We start from the raw sequence: 20,089 nt of genomic DNA on the forward strand, positions 1-20,089 counted from the left end.
GTGAACCGCATGGCAAGACGACACATGGATGACCCAATTGCCGAACAGGCGATTGAATGGATGGTACTGCTACGTTCCGGCGAAGCCACACAGACCGATTATGATGAGTACCGCCGCTGGCGATACGAAAATCCTCTGCATGAGTGTGCCTGCCAACGCATCGAGCAAACGCTGGGGAAATTTCAGCCGCTTCTCGCCGCACTGCCCCATGACCCTATTCGCCAGGCACTATTAGCACCATCAGGTCGGCGGAAAGTCTTGCAATATGGGCTGGGCATGGTCGCTGTCGCGTCGCTAAGCAGCCTGCTACTTAACCAGCACTACCCATTATCACCGCTTCTATCTGATGTGAAGACCGCCACAGCAGAGCGCCTGCTCGTTCCGCTTAGTGATGGCAGCACGCTCATGCTGAACGCGCGTACCGCCATCGACATCAATGTCGAACCAGAAAATACCATCCGTCAGGTCGGTATCCTCAACGGTGGTATCTTCGCGAAGATTACACCAGATGCACAACGCCCTTTTATTATTGATACCCAGATGGGGAATATTGTCGCGCTTCAGGCGAATGTAAACGTGCGTTATGAAAGCGGCGGCATCCACGTTGGCGTGCTGGATAACATCGCCAAGGTGACCAACCACGCAGGGCAAAGCCTGCGCCTCCACGCGGGTCAAGGCGTCTGGTTCGATCGCTCAACGCTCTATCAGGTTGCCGTCACGTCGGAAGCGGAAAGCGCCTGGATGCAGGGTCGCCTGGAAGTCCGCGATCGATCGCTGGCGTCGGTCATCAGCGAGCTGCGTGATTACACTCCCGGAATTATCCGGCTGGATCCGGCTATCGCCGATCTACGCGTCAGCGGCAATTTCCCGCTAGATAACCTGAACTACACGCTGGATTCTCTGGCGCAAACCATGCCTATCGCGATTGTGCATACCACGGATTACTGGATACATATCCGCGCCGCCGACGCCAGACACGTATAAGCGATGGTTCACAAAGATAAAAATTTCACGTATGTGGTGACACTTTTCCTGCCTCGTTGCACATCGTTAATAGAGGTCATCACAATCTCGATGTTCAGGGCGATATGAAGCGTCCGGCACCGTAAGCAAGAGCAGCAGAGGAAAACGTGCAACAGGCATCCGTGCAACACCTTTCGTTAAACACGCACGTTGATGCGGCACCCGCCGCACGGCGTGACGTCGCACCCGCACAGCCGTCGCGCAGCATGACGGTGGCGGCACCCACACAGGGAGAAATGGGGAAGATTGTCCTTAGCTTTCTCACGGTCGCGCTGATCCATGCCGGTGTCGCAGCCTTACTCATCACTCGAACCACCGAATACACACCGATCAACCTACTCAATCCAGCAGCCAGCATAAGCATTCAGGCGACGGTGGTTGAAGCGCCAGAACCCGAAGCGGTTCCCGAACCGTCGCCGGAGCCCCCCGTGCTGACATCAGAACAGGGTGAACGTGAAATTGCCCCTGTGCCTGAAAAGCCAGTCGTTGAGGAACAGCAAACGCCACCGCCACCGGTCAAAAAAGAGGTTCACCAGCCGCCAGTGAAACCAGTGGTAAAACCACAGCCTGTCCGCCCAAAAACCACCGCCGAGCGCCAGCCTGCGACTCGTCCTGCACCGGAGCCTTCTCCCGCAGCACCGGAAGCGACACCAGGCCAGTTGACGCTCGCCAGCAAGGGCAACCTGATGCAGAACATTCCGGGGGCGCAGCCTAAACAGGTCGCATCCGTCGGCTGTGTCGTCCCGCAACCTGACTACCCCCGCCGCGCCAAGCGTCTCCAGCAGGAAGGCAACGTTCTGGTTCGTCTGGTGATTAGCCCAGAGGGGCGATTGCTCCGACACGACATCGCTCGCAGTAGCGGCTATGACACCCTCGATCAGGCCGCAGTTGAGGCCGTGGCACAGGCACGCTGTACGCCTTACCGCGAAAATGGACAGGCCATTACCGTCATGACGATTCAGCCCGTTAATTTCCGGCTGACTCACTAAGAAAACACCCGCGTTGAAAGAGCGCATCTGTCGTTTCGCAAACACGCCCGAATCAGGTTATTGCATAAGAGGTCACACATGAACACGTTAGATATCCACCATTTCTGGCAGCAGGGCGATGTGGTCACCCACTCGGTAGCCATTATTCTGCTGATCATGTCGCTGCTGTCATGGACTGTCATGCTGCTCAAAGCACGGCAGCTGTTAGCATTGAACAAGAGCGTGCAATACAGTCGACATACCTTTTGGCAGGCGACCAGCCTGCAAGAGAGCGTCGAAAAATTCGGTAAGCAGCGTTTCAACCCGTTCCGCGATCTGGTGATCGAAGGGCATGCACTGCTGAAGCACCCACATAAATTCTCTTCCACACTAGGCGGACATGTCGATCTCAGCGACTGGCTAGTGCGCGGTCTGAGCAACACGCTGGACACCAACTCAGGAAAACTGCAATCCGGCCTCGGAACGCTGGCGTCTATCGGTAGTACCGCGCCGTTTATCGGCCTGCTGGGCACCGTGTGGGGAATTTTTCACGCGCTACAAACCATCAGCACCATTGGCCAGCCCGATCTGGCTCAGGTTGCGGGCCCTGTCGGCGAAGCCTTGATCATGACGGCGTTTGGCCTGTTCGTGGCGATTCCCGCCGTATTAGGATTCAACGCGATCAACCGCCGCAATCGCATCGTCCTGCATGCCATGAATCGCTTTGCGCACGATCTACACGCTTACCTGCTGACTGGCGCACGCGTGGAAACCAGTATTACCGACCTGACCAGTATTACCGACCAGAATAGTGCGGCGCGGTATGAACCGACTCACTCTGTTGAGCGCTCCGCCTAAAGAGGAACACCGCCATGAGTATGTCATCCCCGTTTGAAAGTCAGGAAGACGCCTTGCTTAACGACATCAACATGACACCATTTATCGATGTCATGCTGGTGCTACTGATCGTGTTCATGATCACCCTGCCGGTGATTAATCACGCCGTCAAAGTGGAGCTGCCGCGCGCCAGTGTCGAGAAAATCAAGAAAGATCCACAGGCCGTGGATATCGCGATTACCGCAACCGGACAAATTAACTGGAATAAAGAAGCGGTTGATGATGCCCAACTGATCGCTAAACTCGATGCGGCCTCAGCCGAAGGGACTCACCCGAATATACGCCTGTTTGCCGATCAGGCCGTCGAATATGGTCGGGTGGCCTATGTCATGACTAATGCACAGCAGCGTGGCCTGAGCAAAATCGATTTCGTCCTGCAACCTGTCAAAGCCCCCTGACCTCCTCTTCCATTCTGATGCTGGCAGCCTCGTCAGCATCAGAATGCATCATCTCCCCAACACCCTCAGCGTAAAAAATTTTCGTCGTGCGGTGACGCTTTTCTTTCTTCGTTGCACATCATGAGTAGAACACTGTCACGCATGGATACCGAATAATGCCTTCTCTTGATGAATCCCCCGTTCTTGCTACGCCGCAGACCGATACGCTTCAGTCACTGGCCGGAGACGTGCTGGACTTCGCGGCCGCAAAAGGCGCGAGTCAGGCGGTCGTTAGCGTATCGCAAGGAAACCGCCGCACGATCCGCGTCAGGAACGGCGATATTGATACGCTGACGCAAAACCAAAGTCGCTTCCTCTCCGTCACGGTCTACTTCGGTCAGCGCGCAGGCACCGTTTCTTCGACCTTGTTTAGCAAGGAAGCGTTACAGGATGCCGTTGATGCTGCCAGCACGCTGGCAAAATATGCCGATGAGGATCCGTGTAGCGGCCTGCCAGAAGCGCAACATTTCGCCCGTGATATTTACGATCTTGCGCTACACAACGCCGATACGCTGACGGTTGAGCAAGCGCTGTCGCTGGCACTGCGCGCCGAGCAAGCCGCCAATACCACGCATGAGCATGGCTACAGCGAAAGCACGGAAATCACCTCGCAGCAGGGAGACTTTATTCTGGCGAACTCTGCCGGTTTTTCGGCAGGTTACCCGACGTCGTTGCACACGCTGTGGAGCCATGCGATCGCGCGTAACGATACGCAGCGCCAACAAGGTTTCTGGCACACCACCGGTAGAGCGCCATCGCAACTGGCTCCGCCAGAAGCTATCGGACACACCGCCGCACAACGTGCGGTGGCGCAGCTGGGAGCACGAAAACTCTCAACCCGCCGCTGCCCAGTGCTGTTTGACGCCCCTGTAGCGCACAGTTTGGTTCATCATCTGGTCGGTGCGATGAGCGGCGCGGCGCTTTATCGTTCCACGTCCTTTCTGGGGCAATGCCTCGGTGAAACCATCACAGCACCACACCTGAGCCTGTATGAAAATCCGTTTATTCCCGGCGCACTAGCCAGCGCCTGCTTTGATACCGAAGGTGTCGCCGCCGTGCCACGTCACGTTATCCAAGACGGTATTGCTCAAGGCTATTTTCTCTCAAGCTACAGCGCTCGACGTTTGGGGCTCACGACAACCGGACACGCTGGCGGAGCCTATAACCTGATTATCAGCAGCAACCAAAGTCGCGCTAACGATGATTTGCCAGCGCTGCTGCGCCAGATGCACACAGGGCTACTGGTTACCACGCTGTTAGGACATGGACTGAACCCAATGACGGGCGACTATTCACAGGGCGTGGCAGGCTTTTGGGTCGAAAACGGCGAAATTCAGTATCCGGTCGAAGAGATCACCATTGCAGGCAACCTGAAAACGCTGCTCCTGCAATGCGTCGCGCTCGGTGCGGATATCCACACGCAGGGCAATCTTTCCTGCGGTTCCCTATTGATTGAAGAGATGCAGATCGCCGGGCAGTAATCCCTCATCGCGTCACAGAAACAGGATCATCATCATGGCAATACACGCTTCCAGAGCGGGAGTTTCGCCTGCGCTGTCGGCATTTTCGCTGGAAACGACCGAGATAACGCACGCGCTGAACCACATCATGCAGCGCCAGGTGGACTATGCCGATCTCTATTTTCAGCGCCGTCAGCAGGAAGGCTGGCAGTTAGAAAATGGTATTGTGCGTCCAACAGGATTTAGCCGCGATCAAGGCGTTGGCGTTCGCGCCGTCAGCGGTGAGAAAACGGCGTTCTCCTACACCAATGACCTCCGCCCGCAGGCTATTCTGCAAGCAGCCAATACCGTAAGAGAAATCAGTCGTCAGGGACAGAGCGCCAGTGTGGCATTACCCGCGTCGCTGCCACACGGCATTACCGCGCTTTACCCGTCAGAGAATCCCTTACTTGCCGTAACCGAAGAACATAAGCGTCAGCTTCTGCTCTCGATCGACAGACAGGCACGCGCCCGCGATCCTCGCGTGACACAGGTAACGGCCTACCTGAATGCCTCACATGAAACCATTCTGATCGCCCGACATGACGGTCGGCTCGCCACCGATGTTCGCCCACTGGTGAATCTGGTCATCAATGTCGTCGTCGAACAGCAGGGTCGCCGGGAAAATGGTTCCAGCGGTGGCGGACGACGCCTCGACTATGGTTTTTTTACCGAAGACGCGGTTAGCCAGTGGGTCAATCAGGCCGTCGATCAGGCGCTGAATAATCTGGACGCCAGCCCAGTACCAGCGGGCACTTACAGCGTGATCCTGGGTGCGGGTTCTCCCGGTATTTTGCTGCACGAAGCTATCGGGCACGGGCTGGAGGGTGACTTTAATCGCAAAGGCAGCTCCGCATTTTCTAGCCTGCTAGGAGAACGCGTCGCCGCACCGGGTATTACCGTCGTGGATGACGGTACGCTCGCCAATCGGCGGGGTTCGCTGCATGTGGACGACGAAGGCACACCGTCGCAGTGCACTACGTTAATTGAGGACGGCATACTGCGCGGCTATTTACAGGATAGCCTCAACGCCAGACTGATGAATACCGCCCTGACGGGTAACGCGCGTCGTGCTTCCTACTCTGCGCTGCCGCTGCCGCGCATGACCAACACCTACATGCTGGCAGGACAATATCCCGCCGAAGAAGTGATCGCGTCGGTCAAAAACGGCCTCTACGCCGTCGGCTTCGGCGGCGGGCAGGTTGATATCAGCAGCGGGAAATATGTCTTTTCCACCACGGAAGCCTATCTGATTGAAAACGGACGCGTCACCCGCCCGGTTAAAGGTGCCACGCTGATTGGTCACGGGCCAGAAGCACTGCTGCACGTCGCCATGGTGGGCAACGATCTGGCTTTGGATGACGGCAATATCGCCTGCACCAAAGAAGGCCAATCGCTGCCCGTCAGCGTCGGCCAACCTACGCTTCGTATCGACAACATGACCGTAGGCGGCTCGCAGTAAGCCGTGTTGCAACGGTTCATTGCCCCTACCCAATTTACTCACGATTTTCTCTGAACGGAGACACTATGTCAGACGCCATTATCACTGCCAGCGACACCTCGCTGGATGCGTTGCTCACGACTAGCGACAAGCCCATTTTGCTCGATCTCTGGGCACCCTGGTGCCAGCCGTGTAAAACGCTGGCACCTCTGCTGAACACGATTGCCGATAACACGCCAGACAACCTGACCGTCGCCAAGCTGGATGTAGAGCAATATCCGGCATTCATGCAACGTTTTGGGGTACGCGGAATTCCTACACTGCTTCTGTTTAAAAACGGACAGGAGATTTCACGGCAGATCGGTGTGAAAACGCTGGCACAGTTACGCGGCTGGCTGGAATCACACCAGATTGCGATACAGAACACCGCCCAACCGCTGGCAGACACCCACGTTACGTGGGGCTCGTTCTATGGTGATGCTTCTCTGCATAATTTCCTCCACCAGCGGCTACGTAAACACGCGGAGAACGGCGATATCGAACACGCATTTTCCCCCTACTGGCAGGACAACAAAGGTTCTGTCTCTGCCGTTCTGGCGCACAATGCAGATATACGTATCTTTGAACGCGTCACCGGACTGCCTGCCGCACTCGGCCTGCTGCTGGAAAAGCTGGCGAGTACCACGCCAGCGCAGGTTGACGCTCTCTTTGCTGCTCTCACTCCAGGAAAAACGGTAGATGGCGTCGCACTGCAATGGCTGCACGGTTGGTTAAGTCACGAAGGGAATCCGTGGTCTGACTGGCTGGCAGATGAAACCGTAGACGGCTTGCGCCAACAGTGGACCCAGGCAATTTCGCGGCTGTTAGCTGGTGAAACTGTGGCGGAAAGCGAATGGACAACACTGCACCAACAGGCGATAAGCTGGGAAGAAAAAGCCACTACCGAACTGGGCCTTGAAAAGAATATTGCAACGATACTCGCTAGCCTGTCGCCACCGCCTGCCGCGTCCGACGCCAATAGCTGGCGGGGTATAAGTATGACGCTCGGCTTCGCACTGTCGCAGATCCTGCAAATTAAAAACGGTTGGAGCAGAGAAGAACGCGCAACGCCGGATAAACGCTTCCGCTGGTTTCAGGCACAGGAAGATGCCACACCGAACAAAAAGCTAACGGATGAGCAAATTACCGCGCTGCGTGAGCAATGGCTTCAGGAGAACCCGGATTTCTCCACGAAGGAGGATGCATTTTATCAGCGCTATCCACAACTGTTAGAAGAGCAGAAAATCCCCTTGCAGGAAGCGCTGTGGGAATTGCTTCGTCGTGCACCCACCTTCAAATCACAGCTGGACTGATGCCATCATCCAACAAACCTGATGATTCAATATAGAAAAAATGGTCGAATACCCAAACAGACAACGGCTAGCACCGTTATCGATACGCGGTTAAAACCAGTAGAGAATGTAATCAGGAAGGCGAGCGTGGTTGAAAAAGAAGACATTTTTTCCACCCTTCAACAGTTTTTGGACAGCGCTTATGAGACAGTTGCAGAACACGATGGAAACGTATTAACCAAACGCTCTGGTCACACTGTGTACCAGAGCGGTAAGTTTATCGTTTATATCAGTCTGTTCCCTCATGAAGTTGAGCTTATTTTTGAGGGAGAGGATGCCGGTAACCGTGAAAATATAATTACGCTGATTGCGTGCACTCCCGATGGCAATGTGTTGAACGACAACATTTTCACGCTATGTGGTGGGCTTGCCGACATCAAGATAGCATTAGAGTCTCATCGAGCACGTGTGGCCGATGAGCTCACCACGCTTTTACCTTTTTGATGGTACATTTGCTGTCAATGTGATGATTTTCAGGCAAAACATCCACACACTTTCCTACTCAGGTCAATAACCATGCAGGACGAATCAACGCAAGACTATTTTGAAACCAGTGATGGAGCCGTTCGCATTTGGATCGAACAAGGCTCATCTATCCAGATCCGGGCAATGACAGAACATCACGATCCCGTTGAACTCTCTGCATCGGAAGCATTGGAAGTAGCAAACGTGCTGCAAAAATTCACAGCACGTCTCTAAAAATGTAGCCTGGGATGACTTTTAAACCGAAAGGGAAATGAGCGATGACAAGTGACAACGATGAAATGTACCAGCTCGTCGGCGGGCTGTTGCACGGCATCCAACATGGCGACCCGGTGATTTTATTGGGTTTTGGCGTGAGCCCTGCTATTTATGAAGAGATTCTTGAGGAGTTGGATAGCGCGGGAGAAAACCTGCTGGAATTGACAACACCACCTTACGACCTCGCTTTTACGCCTGATAAAACGGGTAGGATCCCGCTGTGCAGTTACGCAATAGACGCAGCCCCCCAACGCAAGAGAGTGGAATGCCAGCTCTGGTCTGGAGAGAAAAAGACTGAGCTCACATTAATTGCCGACTACCCAGAAAAACAGGGAAAAGCCTCTCTGATTTTCCAACTTTTAGAGACGCAATAATCTCCTCCTCTCGGCGATGAGCAGATCTATACGTTTACTGGCACTGCATCACCTGGATTACGCTTCTTCGCCAAAGCTCACCGCGTTGCGCATCAAGATCGATTAGCGCATTGGCGGTTTCTTCTCGCCAGCGTTTCAGAAGCGCTTTCTTGCCCGTTAGCCCCAACGTAGCCGCAGCCTGTTCGCCTTCACCCGGTTTTTCCGTCAACAGACGTAGTGCAGGCAGCGGCAATGAGGAGTGAATGAGCAGGCGACAGATCGCGGCGAAGCTGGCTTCCATCGGCCGATGCGCAAAGGCAAATCCTGCCAGCTCACGCCAGTCGTCGTCATTCAGTTCAATATTCTCTGTACCCAGCGCCGTATTTTCTGGCTGTGGCAGCGTGAGGTTTAGCGGAATGATACGTTGTAGCCAATACCAGTCACACGCCAATTGCTGGCTCCCCTGCTGCACCAGCCTATGGCCCGCCTCACTCAGCGGCAGTATCGCCATCGCGCTATAACAACCGCTGCTGGCCTCAAGATGGCTACCAATACGCACCAGTTGAAACCCACACGATTGCCAGAACGCCCACAGGTCTGGCTGATAGCCGAAACTAACCGACAGATAATCCAGCGCCTGCTTTTGTGCCTCACGTGTCTGATGTGCGATTAATGCTCGCCCTATCCCCTGTCGGCGAGATGACGATGCAATCGCAATCCGGCTCACGCGACGCGCACGCAGCGTCGGTGCATTCCACAAGCCAGCATGCGCGGCCAGCGATTGCGCCACCAGATTACCGCGCGGGCGTCGCCGTCCGGCCCAAACGTCATGAGCCAATGAATCAGACAACTCGCCTTCATCCACCAGCCACAGCACGCCGCGAGTATCATCTGCGACCTGTGCGCTGACAATATGCATGCCCGGCGCATCCATCAGGCGGCGTAAATCCAACGGTGAGGTACGGTAATGGGCACTGCACAATAGCGCGTAGCACCACGTCAGGCGTTCGGGATGTGTCAGCCAGTCGTCGGCACGTTCGGTACGGATATCCAGTTCGGCAGAGGGCAGAGCCAGTGCGCCATCAGCGGGATTTTGCGGAGAATGAAGCGCGACAGGTTCGTTGAACAACAGTGCCTGATCCAACACGCGTTCCAGCGGATCGTTAACGGCCCAGCGCAGAGGGTCGTCCAGAGAAAATACGCGACACTGCGGCAATGCCGCGCAAAACTTCAACAGAAACCCCCGCCCCGTGCCTTCATACCCTTGCACCGTCGTGGTCATCAGAATACGGGGAAAATAGGGCAACAGCGCGGAGAGGACGGAAGACGGAATCGCCGCCGCTTCATCAATTAATAACCACTCGATATCGGGCGCGCCATGAAGTCGACAGTGCGCCAGTAGCGCATCCGGTGCCCAGAATTGCGCATCGCCGCGCGCATACTGTTGCAGGATATTTGTCGCCGAACGAGAAGGTGCAGTGATCCAACAGGTTCCACGACTACGCTGCGTCAGCATTCCCGCCAGCGTCGATTTTCCCCGCCCGCGTGATGCTGTAATCACAAATACGCCAGACTCGGCAGTATCGAGCTCATGTAGGATGTGCTGCTGTCCCGCTGTCGGTTCGCCCTGCGCAGGCTGCCAGTCGGATCTTGCAGCCAGTGGCTGAATCACGGATTCTTGACCTTGTTGCCAGAGAACCACGTCGTCATCGGCCAGCAGTTGCCGCTGAAAATGCTGAATAAAGTGCGGAGTGGCAATCGGCTGCGCATGCTCACTCCAGCGCAGACTGTCTTGATCCGGTAGCGTCGGCCACGCTTGCCATGACGGAACCAGCATAATCAGCCAGCTCCCTGCCTGTAGCGTGCCAGACAGCATCGCCAGCGCCTCAACATCCACACCGCGGCGTGCATCAAACACCGCGTGGAGAAACTCCCGCCCCAGTAGCGTCCGAACACGACTGGCCGATAGCGAGGTAACGGAATCAGGTGCGTGTTCACTCATCCACAGCCAGTCGCCAGTTAACCGGCGGCTGAGCGCCAGCCCCTGTTCTTCACACCAGCTCGGCTCACCGCTCAGCACCAGCAGTCGCCGAATGCCATAGCGCTGCTGCTGGTGTTGGCTATGGAGAAAATCACGCAGCATCATCACACGCGCCGGATAAGTCAGGTCTTGCCGATCAGCAGAGAAAGTAGCCCTGCGGCGATCAATGGCCCGACGGGAACACCACGAAACAGCGCCACGCCCATGACGGTTCCCACCAGCAGCCCCGCGACAACGGAGGGCTGGTTGCTCATCAGCGACACACCGCGTCCACCAAGCCAGGACACCGCGACGCCAATCAGAATCGCCAGCAGAGATTTCCAGTGCAGGAAGGAGTGCATCACTTCACTGGCGGTAATTTTTCCACTGGCAATCGGTGCCATCACACCAATCGTCAGGATGACGATACCGATGCTCAGACCGTATTTTTCTACCCACGGGAAATAGCTATTCAAAGGAGTGATGCGTATCGCCAGCAGCACCAGAATCGCCAGCGTGACGGTCATGTTGTGGCTGATGATACCCAGCCCCGCCAGGACGAGCAGAATTAACAATGTTGGATCGAAGTAAGCCATGGATGCGAATCTGTCGAAAGTAGTCAGGTTGTGCGTTAAGCAAAGCGCGATGATAGCATTAATCGGAGTGAGGGACAGGTCAGCAAATCATTCGGGCAAAGACGAGAATAGAAAGGCGGCACTTCGAGAGGAAAAGCGTTAAAACATTCAGGTCGCCAGCGTGTTGCCGATTGACGACCTGAACGTAAACGATTGCGCAGTTAGTCTAATTTTACGCCGATACGGTGCGCAACTTCTTCATACGCTTCAATCAAACCACCGAGGCTCTGACGGAAACGGTCTTTATCCATTTTGTTCAGCGTTTCTTTGTCCCACAGGCGGCTACCGTCTGGTGAGAACTCATCACCCAGCACGACTTCACCTTTAAACAGACCAAACTCCAGTTTGAAGTCGACCAGAATCAGCCCGGCGTCACCAAACAGTTTGCTCAGCACATCGTTCGCCTTGTAGCTCAGTTCCTTCATGCGAGCCAGATTCTCTTCGCTCACCCAGCCAAACGTCTTGCAGTAAGATTCGTTCACCATCGGATCATGCATAGCATCGTTTTTCAGGAACAGATCGAACAACGGCGGATTCAGTTCGATGCCTTCTTCGATACCCAGACGTTTTACCAGCGATCCCGCCGCACGGTTGCGCACGACACACTCGACCGGCACCATCTCCAGTTTTTTCACCAGCACTTCATTGTCAGACAGCAGGCTCACCATTTGGGTTGGGATTCCGGCTTCTTCCAGTTTGCTCATGATGAAATGGTTGAACTTGTTATTCACCATTCCTTTACGGTCAAACTGCTCAATGCGCGCACCGTCTCCTGCTGATGTATCATTGCGAAATTCCAGCACCAGTAGATCGGGATCTTCGGTGGTGTAGACGGTTTTCGCCTTTCCACGATACAGCTCAGCTAGCTTTTGCATCTTTAATTACTCCACACTGTGAGGGTCAAAAAGTACGACCCGATATTTAACGCGTCCCCGAACGGTTGCCAATGGCGCCCGTCAATTCGGGTAGAGATTGTTGAATGAAGAAGGGCCGGATAATCCGACCCTTAGGTTTATGCGTTATTTACTGAACGCCGCCTGGAATACGGCCACCAGCGCATCGTTCTGAGACTGGGTGAGCGTATGCCCTTTGGAATCGATAAATTGCAGACTGCTGCGGTTATCTAAATCGCCGACCTGCAATTTGTAATCGCCGTTAGGCAGTTCAGGGTTTTTCGCGCCCAGATCATCCCAGGTTCCGCTGCTTGGTGCTCTATACGTCACGGAAACAGAACCCTGCGGACGACTGCGATCGTTAACCTTCATGCCGATCTTGTCCAACGCGACTGGCAGACGATCCCACACAACGGTGTATGGACCGCGCACAATCAGCAGCGGCAGGCCAGTGTCATCCGCACCGCTCTGCACATCCAGCGAACCAATGGTGCGGTTTGCCAGTGCATTTTCGCGTGCGGTTGCCTGAGAATCCAGACCATTGCTGAGCGCATTCAGCATCAGGCCAGTGTAGCGCTGAGCCTGATCGCCCGTCGTCACCGATTGGCCGTTCAGCTGTAATCCCAGCAGTTTCACAATCAGAGCGACCTGATAACCCTGCTGCTGTACGGAAATCTGATAACGCCCCTGATACGGTACGTCTTCATCTTCACGTGGCCATGAGATCCAGTCGGTCGTCAGCGTTTGGCTGGCATCCTGACGGCTGGCAATGGTAAACGCTTTGTCTTGCAGCACGCGGATAACCTGAGACCAAAGCTGGCTGTTTTGCGCGCTGTTTTCTAACAACAGCGTTGCCGTATCTCCTGAGGTCTGGGTACGGGAACCATTCAACAAAGCCAATGGCTGTACTGGAGGACGAATATCCAGTTCTTTGCCGACTGCGCCATTCAGGGTCACTGGCGGTATCTCAAAATCCCCGTTCTGTACCGGTAAAATCATCCCGGCAGGCGTATTCAGCGCGTGCTGCGCTGGTGCCTTCAAATAGGATTCATCGCCACTGACCTGACGCTTATAGCGCTGATCGCTGGAACAAGCCGCAAGCAACATCACGAGTGATAAGCCAACGACTTTCGCCACCATCGACTTTTGTAATGAATAACTCATTAAATCTCCCTAACGATTACAGCAGACCCGCTTGCTTAAGTGCTTGCCCCATCACCGTACGACCGGAATCGGTCAGCGGTGTCATCGGCAGGCGCAGCGTATCGGTCGCCATGAGTCCCAATTCCTTACAAGCCCATTTCACTGGGATAGGATTGGGTTCAACAAATAATTTCTGATGCAGTGGCATCAGGCGCTGATTTAAACGGCGCGCTTCGACAAAATTGCCTTGCGCCGCCAGCCTGCAAAGTTCTGCCATTTCACGCGCCGCGATATTCGCTGTCACGGAAATCACCCCTTTACCGCCGAGTTGCATAAAGTCCAGACCGCTGGCGTCGTCGCCGCTCAGCAAAATGAAGTCTTCACTAACCAGCTCTTGGATCTGGCTTACCCGACTTAAGTTCCCCGTCGCTTCTTTAATTGCGACAATATTTTTCACTTCGGACAAACGGGCAACAGTTTCCGGCAGCATGTCGCAGCCAGTGCGGGAAGGTACGTTATACAGGATTTGCGGCAGATCGGTATGCTCGGCGATCGCTTTGAAGTGCTGGTATAGGCCTTCCTGCGTCGGTTTATTGTAGTACGGTGTGACTGTCAGGCAGCCAACAACACCCGTGCCATGAAACCGTTTGGTCAGAGAAACGCCTTCGGCAGTCGCATTAGCACCGGTTCCCGCGATAACAGGAATACGTCCGTCGCTCAGTTCCAGCGTCAGCAGTACGACATCACCATGTTCATCATGGCTCAGCGTGGCTGATTCACCCGTGGTGCCGACAGAGACAATCGCCGCGGTACCGCTAGCGACATGATAATCAATCAGTTTTTTCAAGCTCGCCCGATCGACAGCGCCTTTGGCGTCCATCGGCGTAACCAGCGCAACAATACTTCCCGTAAACATTGGCCATCCCCTCCACAAACAAGTGCTTCATGGTACTTTTGACCTCTATGCAAAAGCAAGCGGACAAGGGCGTTGTCGGCGTCTGACGCAGGTTTTTTTATGACGCAGCAAACGAAATTAAAAATGCTTCTGATATTTTGGTACAAAAGCAGCTCGCTTGCTGCGGCTTATCTGTTACTTACAAGATGTTTTGCGTTGCTTTTCTCTCAACCGATCAAATCCAAATATCATTTTCAGCCGTCCGCTCGCCGCCTTCATGACCCGTATTCAATACGCCTTTCGGCTCAATGAGCAGCATTTTTACTTCGTGTTCTGCATACGGCTTATGTTCAACGCCACTTGGGACAACATACATTTCTCCGGCATTGATGAGCACATCACCGTCACGAAAATCGATTCTCAATTGGCCTTCTAGCACGATAAACGTTTCATCCGTTTCGGGATGGGAATGCCAGATGAAGTCGCCCTGAATCTTAACGATTTTGAATTGATAGTCATTCATCTCAGCGATCACTTTCGGCTGCCAACGATCGTCGAATAACGCTAATTTTTGGGCAAAATTAATGGATTTATACATACCGTCTCTCCTTATGATGACGCCATCAGGCTAACTAAGCAGAGTGCCGACTGTATTGAACGATTGTGCAAGTCGATTAAAACGTAGTGAACATGCGCTGCCAGTAGCCTGGTGAAATACCAAATGCTTTCACGAAATGTCGTGTCATATGGCTTTGGTCTGCAAAACCAGTCTGGGCGGCAATATCATCAAGATTGTCACCCGCCAGCATGAGTCGCCGACAGTGTTCGAGACGGCGCATGGTGACGTAGCGATAGGGCGTTGTACCAAAAAGTGCACGAAAATCACGCGTCAGGCTCCAGCGGTCCCGACCGCTCACCTGTGCCAGCTCATCAAGCGTAATCACCTTATCAAAGGCATCATGAATATATTCACGCGCCCGTTCGGCCGCATGGTAGTCGAATAACCGCCGCGGATGCCGCTGCCCACCAACGGCCGACAGCGCCTGTGCCAAATCGTAAAGTACATCATCCTCTTCCAATTCATCGAACGCCTCCTCCATTGCTCTGAGCAACGGCTCCGTTGCAGCAAACAAACGTGGGTCGTTGGATATGCCGCCGTTAATAAAGGGCAAGGGTTTACCGCCGAGTATTTTTTGGATCAACGCAGGCTCAACGTAAATCATGCGGTATTGGAAGCCATCGACAGAACCGGCCTCACCATCATGAATTTCATCCGGGTGAAGTACCAACGTTCCTCCCGGCACGCTATTGCACAGACGGCCTCGATAGTGAAAGCGCTGCACGCCGGATAGCGTACGCCCTATCGCATAGGTATCGTGCCGATGGGGATCGTAGCCATGCCCACGGAAGAAAGCCTCGATTCGCTCGAACGAAGCAGGATGCCGCGCCTGTTTTATCCAGTCGTTATTAGCGTGATGACGTCGCATGATTAAAGGGTCTGTCTCTCTGGTGACTAACGCCTACCATAACGCGGAATGCCCGTAATCTGGAAATATTGTCTGGGCCGCCGCAAGCGGCGTTAAAAATTGCTCCAGGTTTTTTACGGTGGGCTATCCCTGCCCACCGCCCTTCGGGCCGCTGCAGCGGCGTTAAAAATTGCTCCAGGTTTTTTTACGGTGGGCTATCCCTGCCCACCGCCCTTCGGGCCGCCGCGAGCGGCGTTAAAAATTGCTCCAGGCAATTTTTTATGTTTACCATGTATTAATGGGAAAAAAGACAGGAAGCATGATGTTGCCAAGCTCACAAGAACACTATCTGGTTATTACCGCGCTAGGGGTTGATCGCCCCGGCATTGTCAATGCGATTACCCGCCACGTCAGTAGCTGTGGCTGCAATATCGAAGATAGCCGTCTTGCCATGCTAGGCAAAGAATTCACGTTTATTATGCTGCTGTCCGGCAGTTGGAACGCGATAACGCTAATTGAATCTACCCTACCGCTGAAAGGCGCTGAGATGGATTTATTGATTGTGATGAAGCGAACGGAGTCACAGGCCAGTCAGCCAACCCCCTCCACCGTTTGGGTAAAGGTTGACGTTGTCGACTCCCCTCACATCATTGAGCGTTTTACCGATTTGTTCGATTCCCACCAGTTAAACATTGCTGAATTGGTTTCCAAAACGCAGCCCGCCGAGGGTGGCAAACCGCCGCAGCTGTATATTCAGATTGCCGCACACAGTTCTGCCACGCTCGACAGCTCAATAATTGAGCCAGCCTTTCATCAGCTATGTACAGAATTGCACGCACAAGGCAGTATTAGCGTCGTTAACTATGCCCAATAGTATAATTTACGGGTATATCCACAGCATGAAGAGAAACAAGACGGAGAGTCGTGATGAACACACTGAAAGCCGGTGATATTGCACCGAAATTTAGCTTGCCCGACCAGGATGGCGAACAAGTAAATTTAACCGACTTCCAGGGACAGAAAGTGTTGGTGTATTTCTACCCTAAAGCGATGACGCCAGGATGCACCGTTCAGGCTTGCGGCCTGCGCGATAACATGGATGATTTGAAAAAACATGGCGTCGAAGTTCTCGGTATTAGCACTGACAAATCAGAAAAACTGTCCCGCTTTGTCGAGAAAGAAGTCTTAAATTTCACGCTGCTTTCTGATGAGGATCATCAGGTATCAGAAGGATTTGGCGTTTGGGGAGAAAAAACGTTCATGGGGAAAACCTATGACGGCATTCATCGCATCAGTTTCCTGATCGATGAAAACGGCAAGGTCGAGAAGGTTTTTGACGACTTCAAAACCAGCAACCACCACGACATCGTTCTCGATTATCTGAAAAGCGCCTGATTCGCAGTTTGCAGAGCGTCCACCGGCACCCTAATAGGTGCCGGTTTTTCCTGCCTTTCTCTCTCGTCACCACGTTTTTCCCGTTCGGGCATTTCTTTGTCTGCCATCGCTGGCTAAGATAGTCGGCAGAATGCTTTCACGTTAGCTGTTGATAAGGTTATCTTCCGTTATGTCTATTCGGTTAAGAAAAACGGTCATGTCCGTCCTGTTTGGGGCGCTACTGGCTGGAAACCTGCTTCCTGTTCAGGCCGACACGCAGGATCGGCTGCCGGATATCGGCACCACCGCAGGCGGTACGCTCAGTATCAATCAGGAGCTGGCAATGGGCGATTTTTACGTCCGTCAGTTGCGAGCAGGCGCGCCGCTTATCAATGACCCACTGCTGTTCAATTACATTAATCAGCTCGGCAACAGATTGGTCAAACAGGCTGATTCAGTGCGTACCCCATTCCATTTTTATCTGATCCGTAACGACGACATTAACGCCTTTGCCTTCTTCGGCGGTAACGTCGTCCTGCATTCCGCCCTGTTCCGCTATGCCGATAGCGAAAGCGAACTGGCCTCCGTTCTGGCGCATGAAATCTCTCACGTTACCCAACGCCACCTTGCTCGCAGCATGGAGTCACAGCAGCGCAGCGCCCCGCTTACCTGGGTCGGCGCACTCGGTTCAATCCTGTTAGCGATGGCCAACCCACAGTTGGGGATGGCGGCACTTAGCGGTACGCTGGCTGGCGCGCAGCAAGGGATGATTACCTTCACGCAGTCGAATGAACAAGAGGCAGACCGTATCGGAATTCAAGTGTTGCAGCGCGCAGGCTTTGACCCACAAGCCATGCCGAATTTCCTGCAAAAGCTGGCTGATCAATCGCGTTACGCCTCCAAACCACCAGAAATGCTACTGACTCACCCATTGCCGGAAAGCCGCCTGTCCGATGCCCGTAACCGTGCCAACCAGATGCGCTCAACGCCGGTGCAGTCTTCTCAGGATTTCTTGTTCGCAAAAATACGCACCTTTGGTATGTATGGCTCGCCGGATCGCCCGCTGAACGACGATCTGCTGGTGCAATGGGAAAAGGGGAACGTACGGGAACAACTGGCCGCAAAGTATGGCCGTGCGATTCAGCTTTATCAGGCGAAGAAGTACGATGAAGCGCGTAATGTGCTGCAACCACTGCTAAGCAGCGCACCAGACAATCCGTGGTTTCTGGATATGATGACCGATATCGATCTGGGGGAAAATCGTGCCACGCAAGCTATCGCCCGTTTACAAAACGTGCCAGGAATGCAGGTTAATCCTGTTCTTCAACTGAATCTGGCGAATGCCTATGTAGAAGGGAAACAACCTGCTGCTGCCAGCAAAATACTTTATCGCTACACCTATGCACACCCTGACGATCCGAACGGTTGGGATCTACTGGCGCAAGCCGCAGCAGCCCAAGGACAGCGAGCAGAAGAGTTGGCTGCACGTGCAGAGAGTCTGGCGCTTAACGGCCAACTCGATCAATCAATTCGGTTACTGAGCAACGCGAGTTCACTGGCCAAATTGGGTAGTCTGGAACAGGCGCGCTACGACGCCCGAATCGACCAGTTCCGCCAGTTGCAGCAGCGTTTCCGCCAGTACCAGAAATCCTGATAAGGAGCATGACGATGACACAGCCTTCAACCAAAGCATCCGTGACGATTTACCACAACCCGCGCTGCTCCAAGAGCCGTGAAACGCTGGCGCTGCTACAGGATCACAATATTACTCCCGACGTTGTGCTCTATCTCGACACGCCGCCCGATACCGCGACGCTGGCTCAGCTTATCCAGCAGTTGGGCTTTAGCAGCGCGCGCGAGCTAATGAGAACCAAAGAAGAGATTTATCAGCAGTTGGGATTGTCTGACACCACGCTGACAGAAGCGCAGCTTATTCAGGCGATGATCGAGAATCCGAAACTCATCGAACGCCCTATCGTCGTGGCACAAGGGCAGGCACGTATTGGTCGCCCACCGGAGCAGGTACTGGAGATTCTGTAGTTGAGAATGATTCCAGTTGTAGATGATTGCTGTGAACGATAGTCGTCAGCGATCTTCAACTATCGTTCTCCCACTACAGCCCGAGGATCTCTTTCACAAAGGGAATGGTCAGCTTGCGCTGTGCAGTAATTGAAGCATGGTCAAGCTGATCGAGCGTCATAAATAACGTGCGCATTTCCCGATCCAACCGCTTCAACAGAAAACGGCTCACATCTTCCGGCAATTCGAACCCGCGCAGTCTGGCACGCAGCTGTAGCGCTTCCCCCTTCTCATCATCCGACAACGGTTGCAGCTTGTAGATTTGTCCCCAGTCGAGACGAGAAGCCAGATCGGGCAGACGTAAATTCAACTGACGCGGTGGACGATCGCCAGTAATTAGCAGCCGGGCCCGCCCCGTTTCCTGAATGCGGTTATACAGATTGAACACCGCCATTTCCCACTCTTCATCGCCCGCAATCGATTCGATGTTGTCGATACAGACCAGCGCCAGCTGTTCCATACCTTCCAGTACATCCGGCACAAAGTAGGCACGTTTATCTAACGGCACATAGCCCACTGCACGTTCCTGACGCGACAGTTCGGCGCAGGCAGCATGCAGCAGATGGCTGCGCCCGCCTCCTTCGCGTGACCAGAAATAGATATAGCTACCATGCTCTTGATACAAAGCATTATTGACGGCGGCAAGAAGAGACGCGTTTTCACCCGGATAGAAACTGGCAAATGTTTCGTCATCGGGTAAGTAGAGTGGCAATGAAAGCTGTGCCGGCGTGTTCAGAATCACCTCAAGCAAAACGGGCAGGAAATCGGATCGAGTTTACCACAGAAACCAGACTCTGTTGAGGACGCGATATGCACGGCCTCAACAGGGAGAAT

The 20,089-nt window shown here is 53.9% G+C and carries 22 protein-coding genes; 14 read left to right on the top strand and 8 right to left on the bottom strand.

Annotated features, from left to right (window positions below):
* The first annotated feature begins 9 nt into the window (after positions 1–9).
* From CLR69_RS10020 to CLR69_RS10065, 10 genes are all read left to right on the top strand, one after another.
* Positions 10–984 (top strand): FecR family protein, encoded by a 975-nt coding sequence (locus tag CLR69_RS10020; RefSeq protein ID WP_242451577.1) that lies wholly within the window; start codon positions 10–12, stop codon positions 982–984.
* A 146-nt stretch (positions 985–1,130) separates the two neighbouring features.
* On the top strand, positions 1,131–2,012 hold the full coding sequence (locus CLR69_RS10025) for an energy transducer TonB (RefSeq protein WP_129712552.1): 882 nt from the start codon (positions 1,131–1,133) through the stop codon (positions 2,010–2,012).
* 78 nt (positions 2,013–2,090) lie between these two features.
* Positions 2,091–2,849 (top strand): MotA/TolQ/ExbB proton channel family protein, encoded by a 759-nt coding sequence (locus CLR69_RS10030; RefSeq protein WP_129703489.1) that lies wholly within the window; start codon positions 2,091–2,093, stop codon positions 2,847–2,849.
* Between the two features lie 14 nt (positions 2,850–2,863).
* A complete protein-coding gene (locus tag CLR69_RS10035; protein WP_010283952.1) occupies positions 2,864–3,286 on the top strand; it encodes an ExbD/TolR family protein in 423 nt (140 codons plus the stop codon).
* 155 nt (positions 3,287–3,441) lie between these two features.
* The gene (locus CLR69_RS10040; protein WP_129712553.1) at positions 3,442–4,806 is read left to right on the top strand and encodes a TldD/PmbA family protein; all 1,365 of its coding nucleotides are present in this window, start codon (positions 3,442–3,444) and stop codon (positions 4,804–4,806) included.
* A 34-nt stretch (positions 4,807–4,840) separates the two neighbouring features.
* Positions 4,841–6,286 (top strand): metalloprotease TldD, encoded by a 1,446-nt coding sequence (tldD, locus tag CLR69_RS10045; protein WP_129712554.1) that lies wholly within the window; start codon positions 4,841–4,843, stop codon positions 6,284–6,286.
* A gap of 65 nt (positions 6,287–6,351) precedes the next feature.
* Positions 6,352–7,617 (top strand): thioredoxin, encoded by a 1,266-nt coding sequence (gene trxA / locus CLR69_RS10050; protein ID WP_129712555.1) that lies wholly within the window; start codon positions 6,352–6,354, stop codon positions 7,615–7,617.
* A 126-nt stretch (positions 7,618–7,743) separates the two neighbouring features.
* Positions 7,744–8,100 (top strand): hypothetical protein, encoded by a 357-nt coding sequence (locus tag CLR69_RS10055; RefSeq protein ID WP_129712556.1) that lies wholly within the window; start codon positions 7,744–7,746, stop codon positions 8,098–8,100.
* 72 nt (positions 8,101–8,172) lie between these two features.
* The gene (locus CLR69_RS10060; RefSeq protein ID WP_197730545.1) at positions 8,173–8,355 is read left to right on the top strand and encodes a hypothetical protein; all 183 of its coding nucleotides are present in this window, start codon (positions 8,173–8,175) and stop codon (positions 8,353–8,355) included.
* A gap of 44 nt (positions 8,356–8,399) precedes the next feature.
* Positions 8,400–8,771, top strand: coding sequence for a hypothetical protein (locus CLR69_RS10065; RefSeq protein WP_129712558.1), 372 nt, complete (start codon positions 8,400–8,402; stop codon positions 8,769–8,771).
* A gap of 34 nt (positions 8,772–8,805) precedes the next feature.
* On the opposite strand, the gene CLR69_RS10070 is transcribed toward CLR69_RS10065, so the two are convergent.
* The 7 genes from CLR69_RS10070 to CLR69_RS10100 all read right to left on the bottom strand — a co-directional run bounded on the left by CLR69_RS10070 (position 8,806) and on the right by CLR69_RS10100 (position 15,823).
* Entirely contained in the window at positions 8,806–10,896 is a 2,091-nt protein-coding gene (locus tag CLR69_RS10070) for a tRNA(Met) cytidine acetyltransferase TmcA (RefSeq protein ID WP_129712559.1), read from the bottom strand.
* A 17-nt stretch (positions 10,897–10,913) separates the two neighbouring features.
* Positions 10,914–11,366: a DUF441 domain-containing protein gene (locus tag CLR69_RS10075; RefSeq protein ID WP_129703474.1), complete on the bottom strand. Its 453-nt coding sequence runs from the start codon at positions 11,364–11,366 to the stop codon at positions 10,914–10,916.
* Between the two features lie 200 nt (positions 11,367–11,566).
* Entirely contained in the window at positions 11,567–12,280 is a 714-nt protein-coding gene (gene purC / locus CLR69_RS10080; RefSeq protein ID WP_005976233.1) for a phosphoribosylaminoimidazolesuccinocarboxamide synthase, read from the bottom strand.
* 144 nt (positions 12,281–12,424) lie between these two features.
* The gene (bamC, locus tag CLR69_RS10085) at positions 12,425–13,462 is read right to left on the bottom strand and encodes an outer membrane protein assembly factor BamC (protein ID WP_129703472.1); all 1,038 of its coding nucleotides are present in this window, start codon (positions 13,460–13,462) and stop codon (positions 12,425–12,427) included.
* Positions 13,463–13,478: 16 nt separating this feature from the next.
* A complete protein-coding gene (gene dapA, locus CLR69_RS10090) occupies positions 13,479–14,357 on the bottom strand; it encodes a 4-hydroxy-tetrahydrodipicolinate synthase (protein ID WP_129703470.1) in 879 nt (292 codons plus the stop codon).
* A gap of 214 nt (positions 14,358–14,571) precedes the next feature.
* On the bottom strand, positions 14,572–14,934 hold the full coding sequence (locus CLR69_RS10095) for a cupin domain-containing protein (protein ID WP_129712560.1): 363 nt from the start codon (positions 14,932–14,934) through the stop codon (positions 14,572–14,574).
* 76 nt (positions 14,935–15,010) lie between these two features.
* Complete coding sequence (locus CLR69_RS10100; protein WP_129712561.1) at positions 15,011–15,823, bottom strand: AraC family transcriptional regulator; 813 nt, start codon at positions 15,821–15,823, stop codon at positions 15,011–15,013.
* A 301-nt stretch (positions 15,824–16,124) separates the two neighbouring features.
* On the opposite strand from CLR69_RS10100, the gene CLR69_RS10105 reads away from it, so the two are divergent.
* The 4 genes from CLR69_RS10105 (at position 16,125) to arsC (ending at position 19,216) form a co-directional block, all read left to right on the top strand.
* Complete coding sequence (locus CLR69_RS10105) at positions 16,125–16,676, top strand: glycine cleavage system transcriptional repressor (protein ID WP_197730573.1); 552 nt, start codon at positions 16,125–16,127, stop codon at positions 16,674–16,676.
* A 53-nt stretch (positions 16,677–16,729) separates the two neighbouring features.
* Entirely contained in the window at positions 16,730–17,197 is a 468-nt protein-coding gene (bcp, locus tag CLR69_RS10110) for a thioredoxin-dependent thiol peroxidase (RefSeq protein WP_039356343.1), read from the top strand.
* Between the two features lie 169 nt (positions 17,198–17,366).
* Positions 17,367–18,830: a beta-barrel assembly-enhancing protease gene (gene bepA, locus CLR69_RS10115; RefSeq protein WP_129712562.1), complete on the top strand. Its 1,464-nt coding sequence runs from the start codon at positions 17,367–17,369 to the stop codon at positions 18,828–18,830.
* 14 nt (positions 18,831–18,844) lie between these two features.
* Positions 18,845–19,216: an arsenate reductase (glutaredoxin) gene (gene arsC / locus CLR69_RS10120; protein ID WP_129712563.1), complete on the top strand. Its 372-nt coding sequence runs from the start codon at positions 18,845–18,847 to the stop codon at positions 19,214–19,216.
* A gap of 73 nt (positions 19,217–19,289) precedes the next feature.
* Here arsC and hda read toward each other — a convergent pair whose 3' ends face one another.
* Positions 19,290–19,997, bottom strand: coding sequence for a DnaA inactivator Hda (gene hda / locus CLR69_RS10125; protein WP_005976214.1), 708 nt, complete (start codon positions 19,995–19,997; stop codon positions 19,290–19,292).
* Positions 19,998–20,089: the final 92 nt, after the last annotated feature.

This window comes from Pectobacterium zantedeschiae (assembly GCF_004137795.1).
Classification (GTDB): domain Bacteria; phylum Pseudomonadota; class Gammaproteobacteria; order Enterobacterales; family Enterobacteriaceae; genus Pectobacterium; species Pectobacterium zantedeschiae.

Coding starts and splice junctions, on each gene's coding strand:
- bamC (WP_129703472.1), bottom strand. CDS start 13,462: ATGAGTTATTCATTACAAAAGTCGATGGTGGCGAAAGTCGTTGGCTTA.
- CLR69_RS10040 (WP_129712553.1), top strand. CDS start 3,442: ATGCCTTCTCTTGATGAATCCCCCGTTCTTGCTACGCCGCAGACCGAT.
- CLR69_RS10060 (WP_197730545.1), top strand. CDS start 8,173: ATGCAGGACGAATCAACGCAAGACTATTTTGAAACCAGTGATGGAGCC.
- CLR69_RS10105 (WP_197730573.1), top strand. CDS start 16,125: ATGTTGCCAAGCTCACAAGAACACTATCTGGTTATTACCGCGCTAGGG.
- CLR69_RS10100 (WP_129712561.1), bottom strand. CDS start 15,823: ATGCGACGTCATCACGCTAATAACGACTGGATAAAACAGGCGCGGCAT.
- CLR69_RS10035 (WP_010283952.1), top strand. CDS start 2,864: ATGAGTATGTCATCCCCGTTTGAAAGTCAGGAAGACGCCTTGCTTAAC.
- arsC (WP_129712563.1), top strand. CDS start 18,845: ATGACACAGCCTTCAACCAAAGCATCCGTGACGATTTACCACAACCCG.
- bepA (WP_129712562.1), top strand. CDS start 17,367: ATGTCTATTCGGTTAAGAAAAACGGTCATGTCCGTCCTGTTTGGGGCG.
- CLR69_RS10065 (WP_129712558.1), top strand. CDS start 8,400: ATGACAAGTGACAACGATGAAATGTACCAGCTCGTCGGCGGGCTGTTG.
- purC (WP_005976233.1), bottom strand. CDS start 12,280: ATGCAAAAGCTAGCTGAGCTGTATCGTGGAAAGGCGAAAACCGTCTAC.
- CLR69_RS10075 (WP_129703474.1), bottom strand. CDS start 11,366: ATGGCTTACTTCGATCCAACATTGTTAATTCTGCTCGTCCTGGCGGGG.
- tldD (WP_129712554.1), top strand. CDS start 4,841: ATGGCAATACACGCTTCCAGAGCGGGAGTTTCGCCTGCGCTGTCGGCA.
- trxA (WP_129712555.1), top strand. CDS start 6,352: ATGTCAGACGCCATTATCACTGCCAGCGACACCTCGCTGGATGCGTTG.
- dapA (WP_129703470.1), bottom strand. CDS start 14,357: ATGTTTACGGGAAGTATTGTTGCGCTGGTTACGCCGATGGACGCCAAA.
- CLR69_RS10020 (WP_242451577.1), top strand. CDS start 10: ATGGCAAGACGACACATGGATGACCCAATTGCCGAACAGGCGATTGAA.
- CLR69_RS10030 (WP_129703489.1), top strand. CDS start 2,091: ATGAACACGTTAGATATCCACCATTTCTGGCAGCAGGGCGATGTGGTC.
- bcp (WP_039356343.1), top strand. CDS start 16,730: ATGAACACACTGAAAGCCGGTGATATTGCACCGAAATTTAGCTTGCCC.
- CLR69_RS10095 (WP_129712560.1), bottom strand. CDS start 14,934: ATGTATAAATCCATTAATTTTGCCCAAAAATTAGCGTTATTCGACGAT.
- CLR69_RS10070 (WP_129712559.1), bottom strand. CDS start 10,896: ATGATGCTGCGTGATTTTCTCCATAGCCAACACCAGCAGCAGCGCTAT.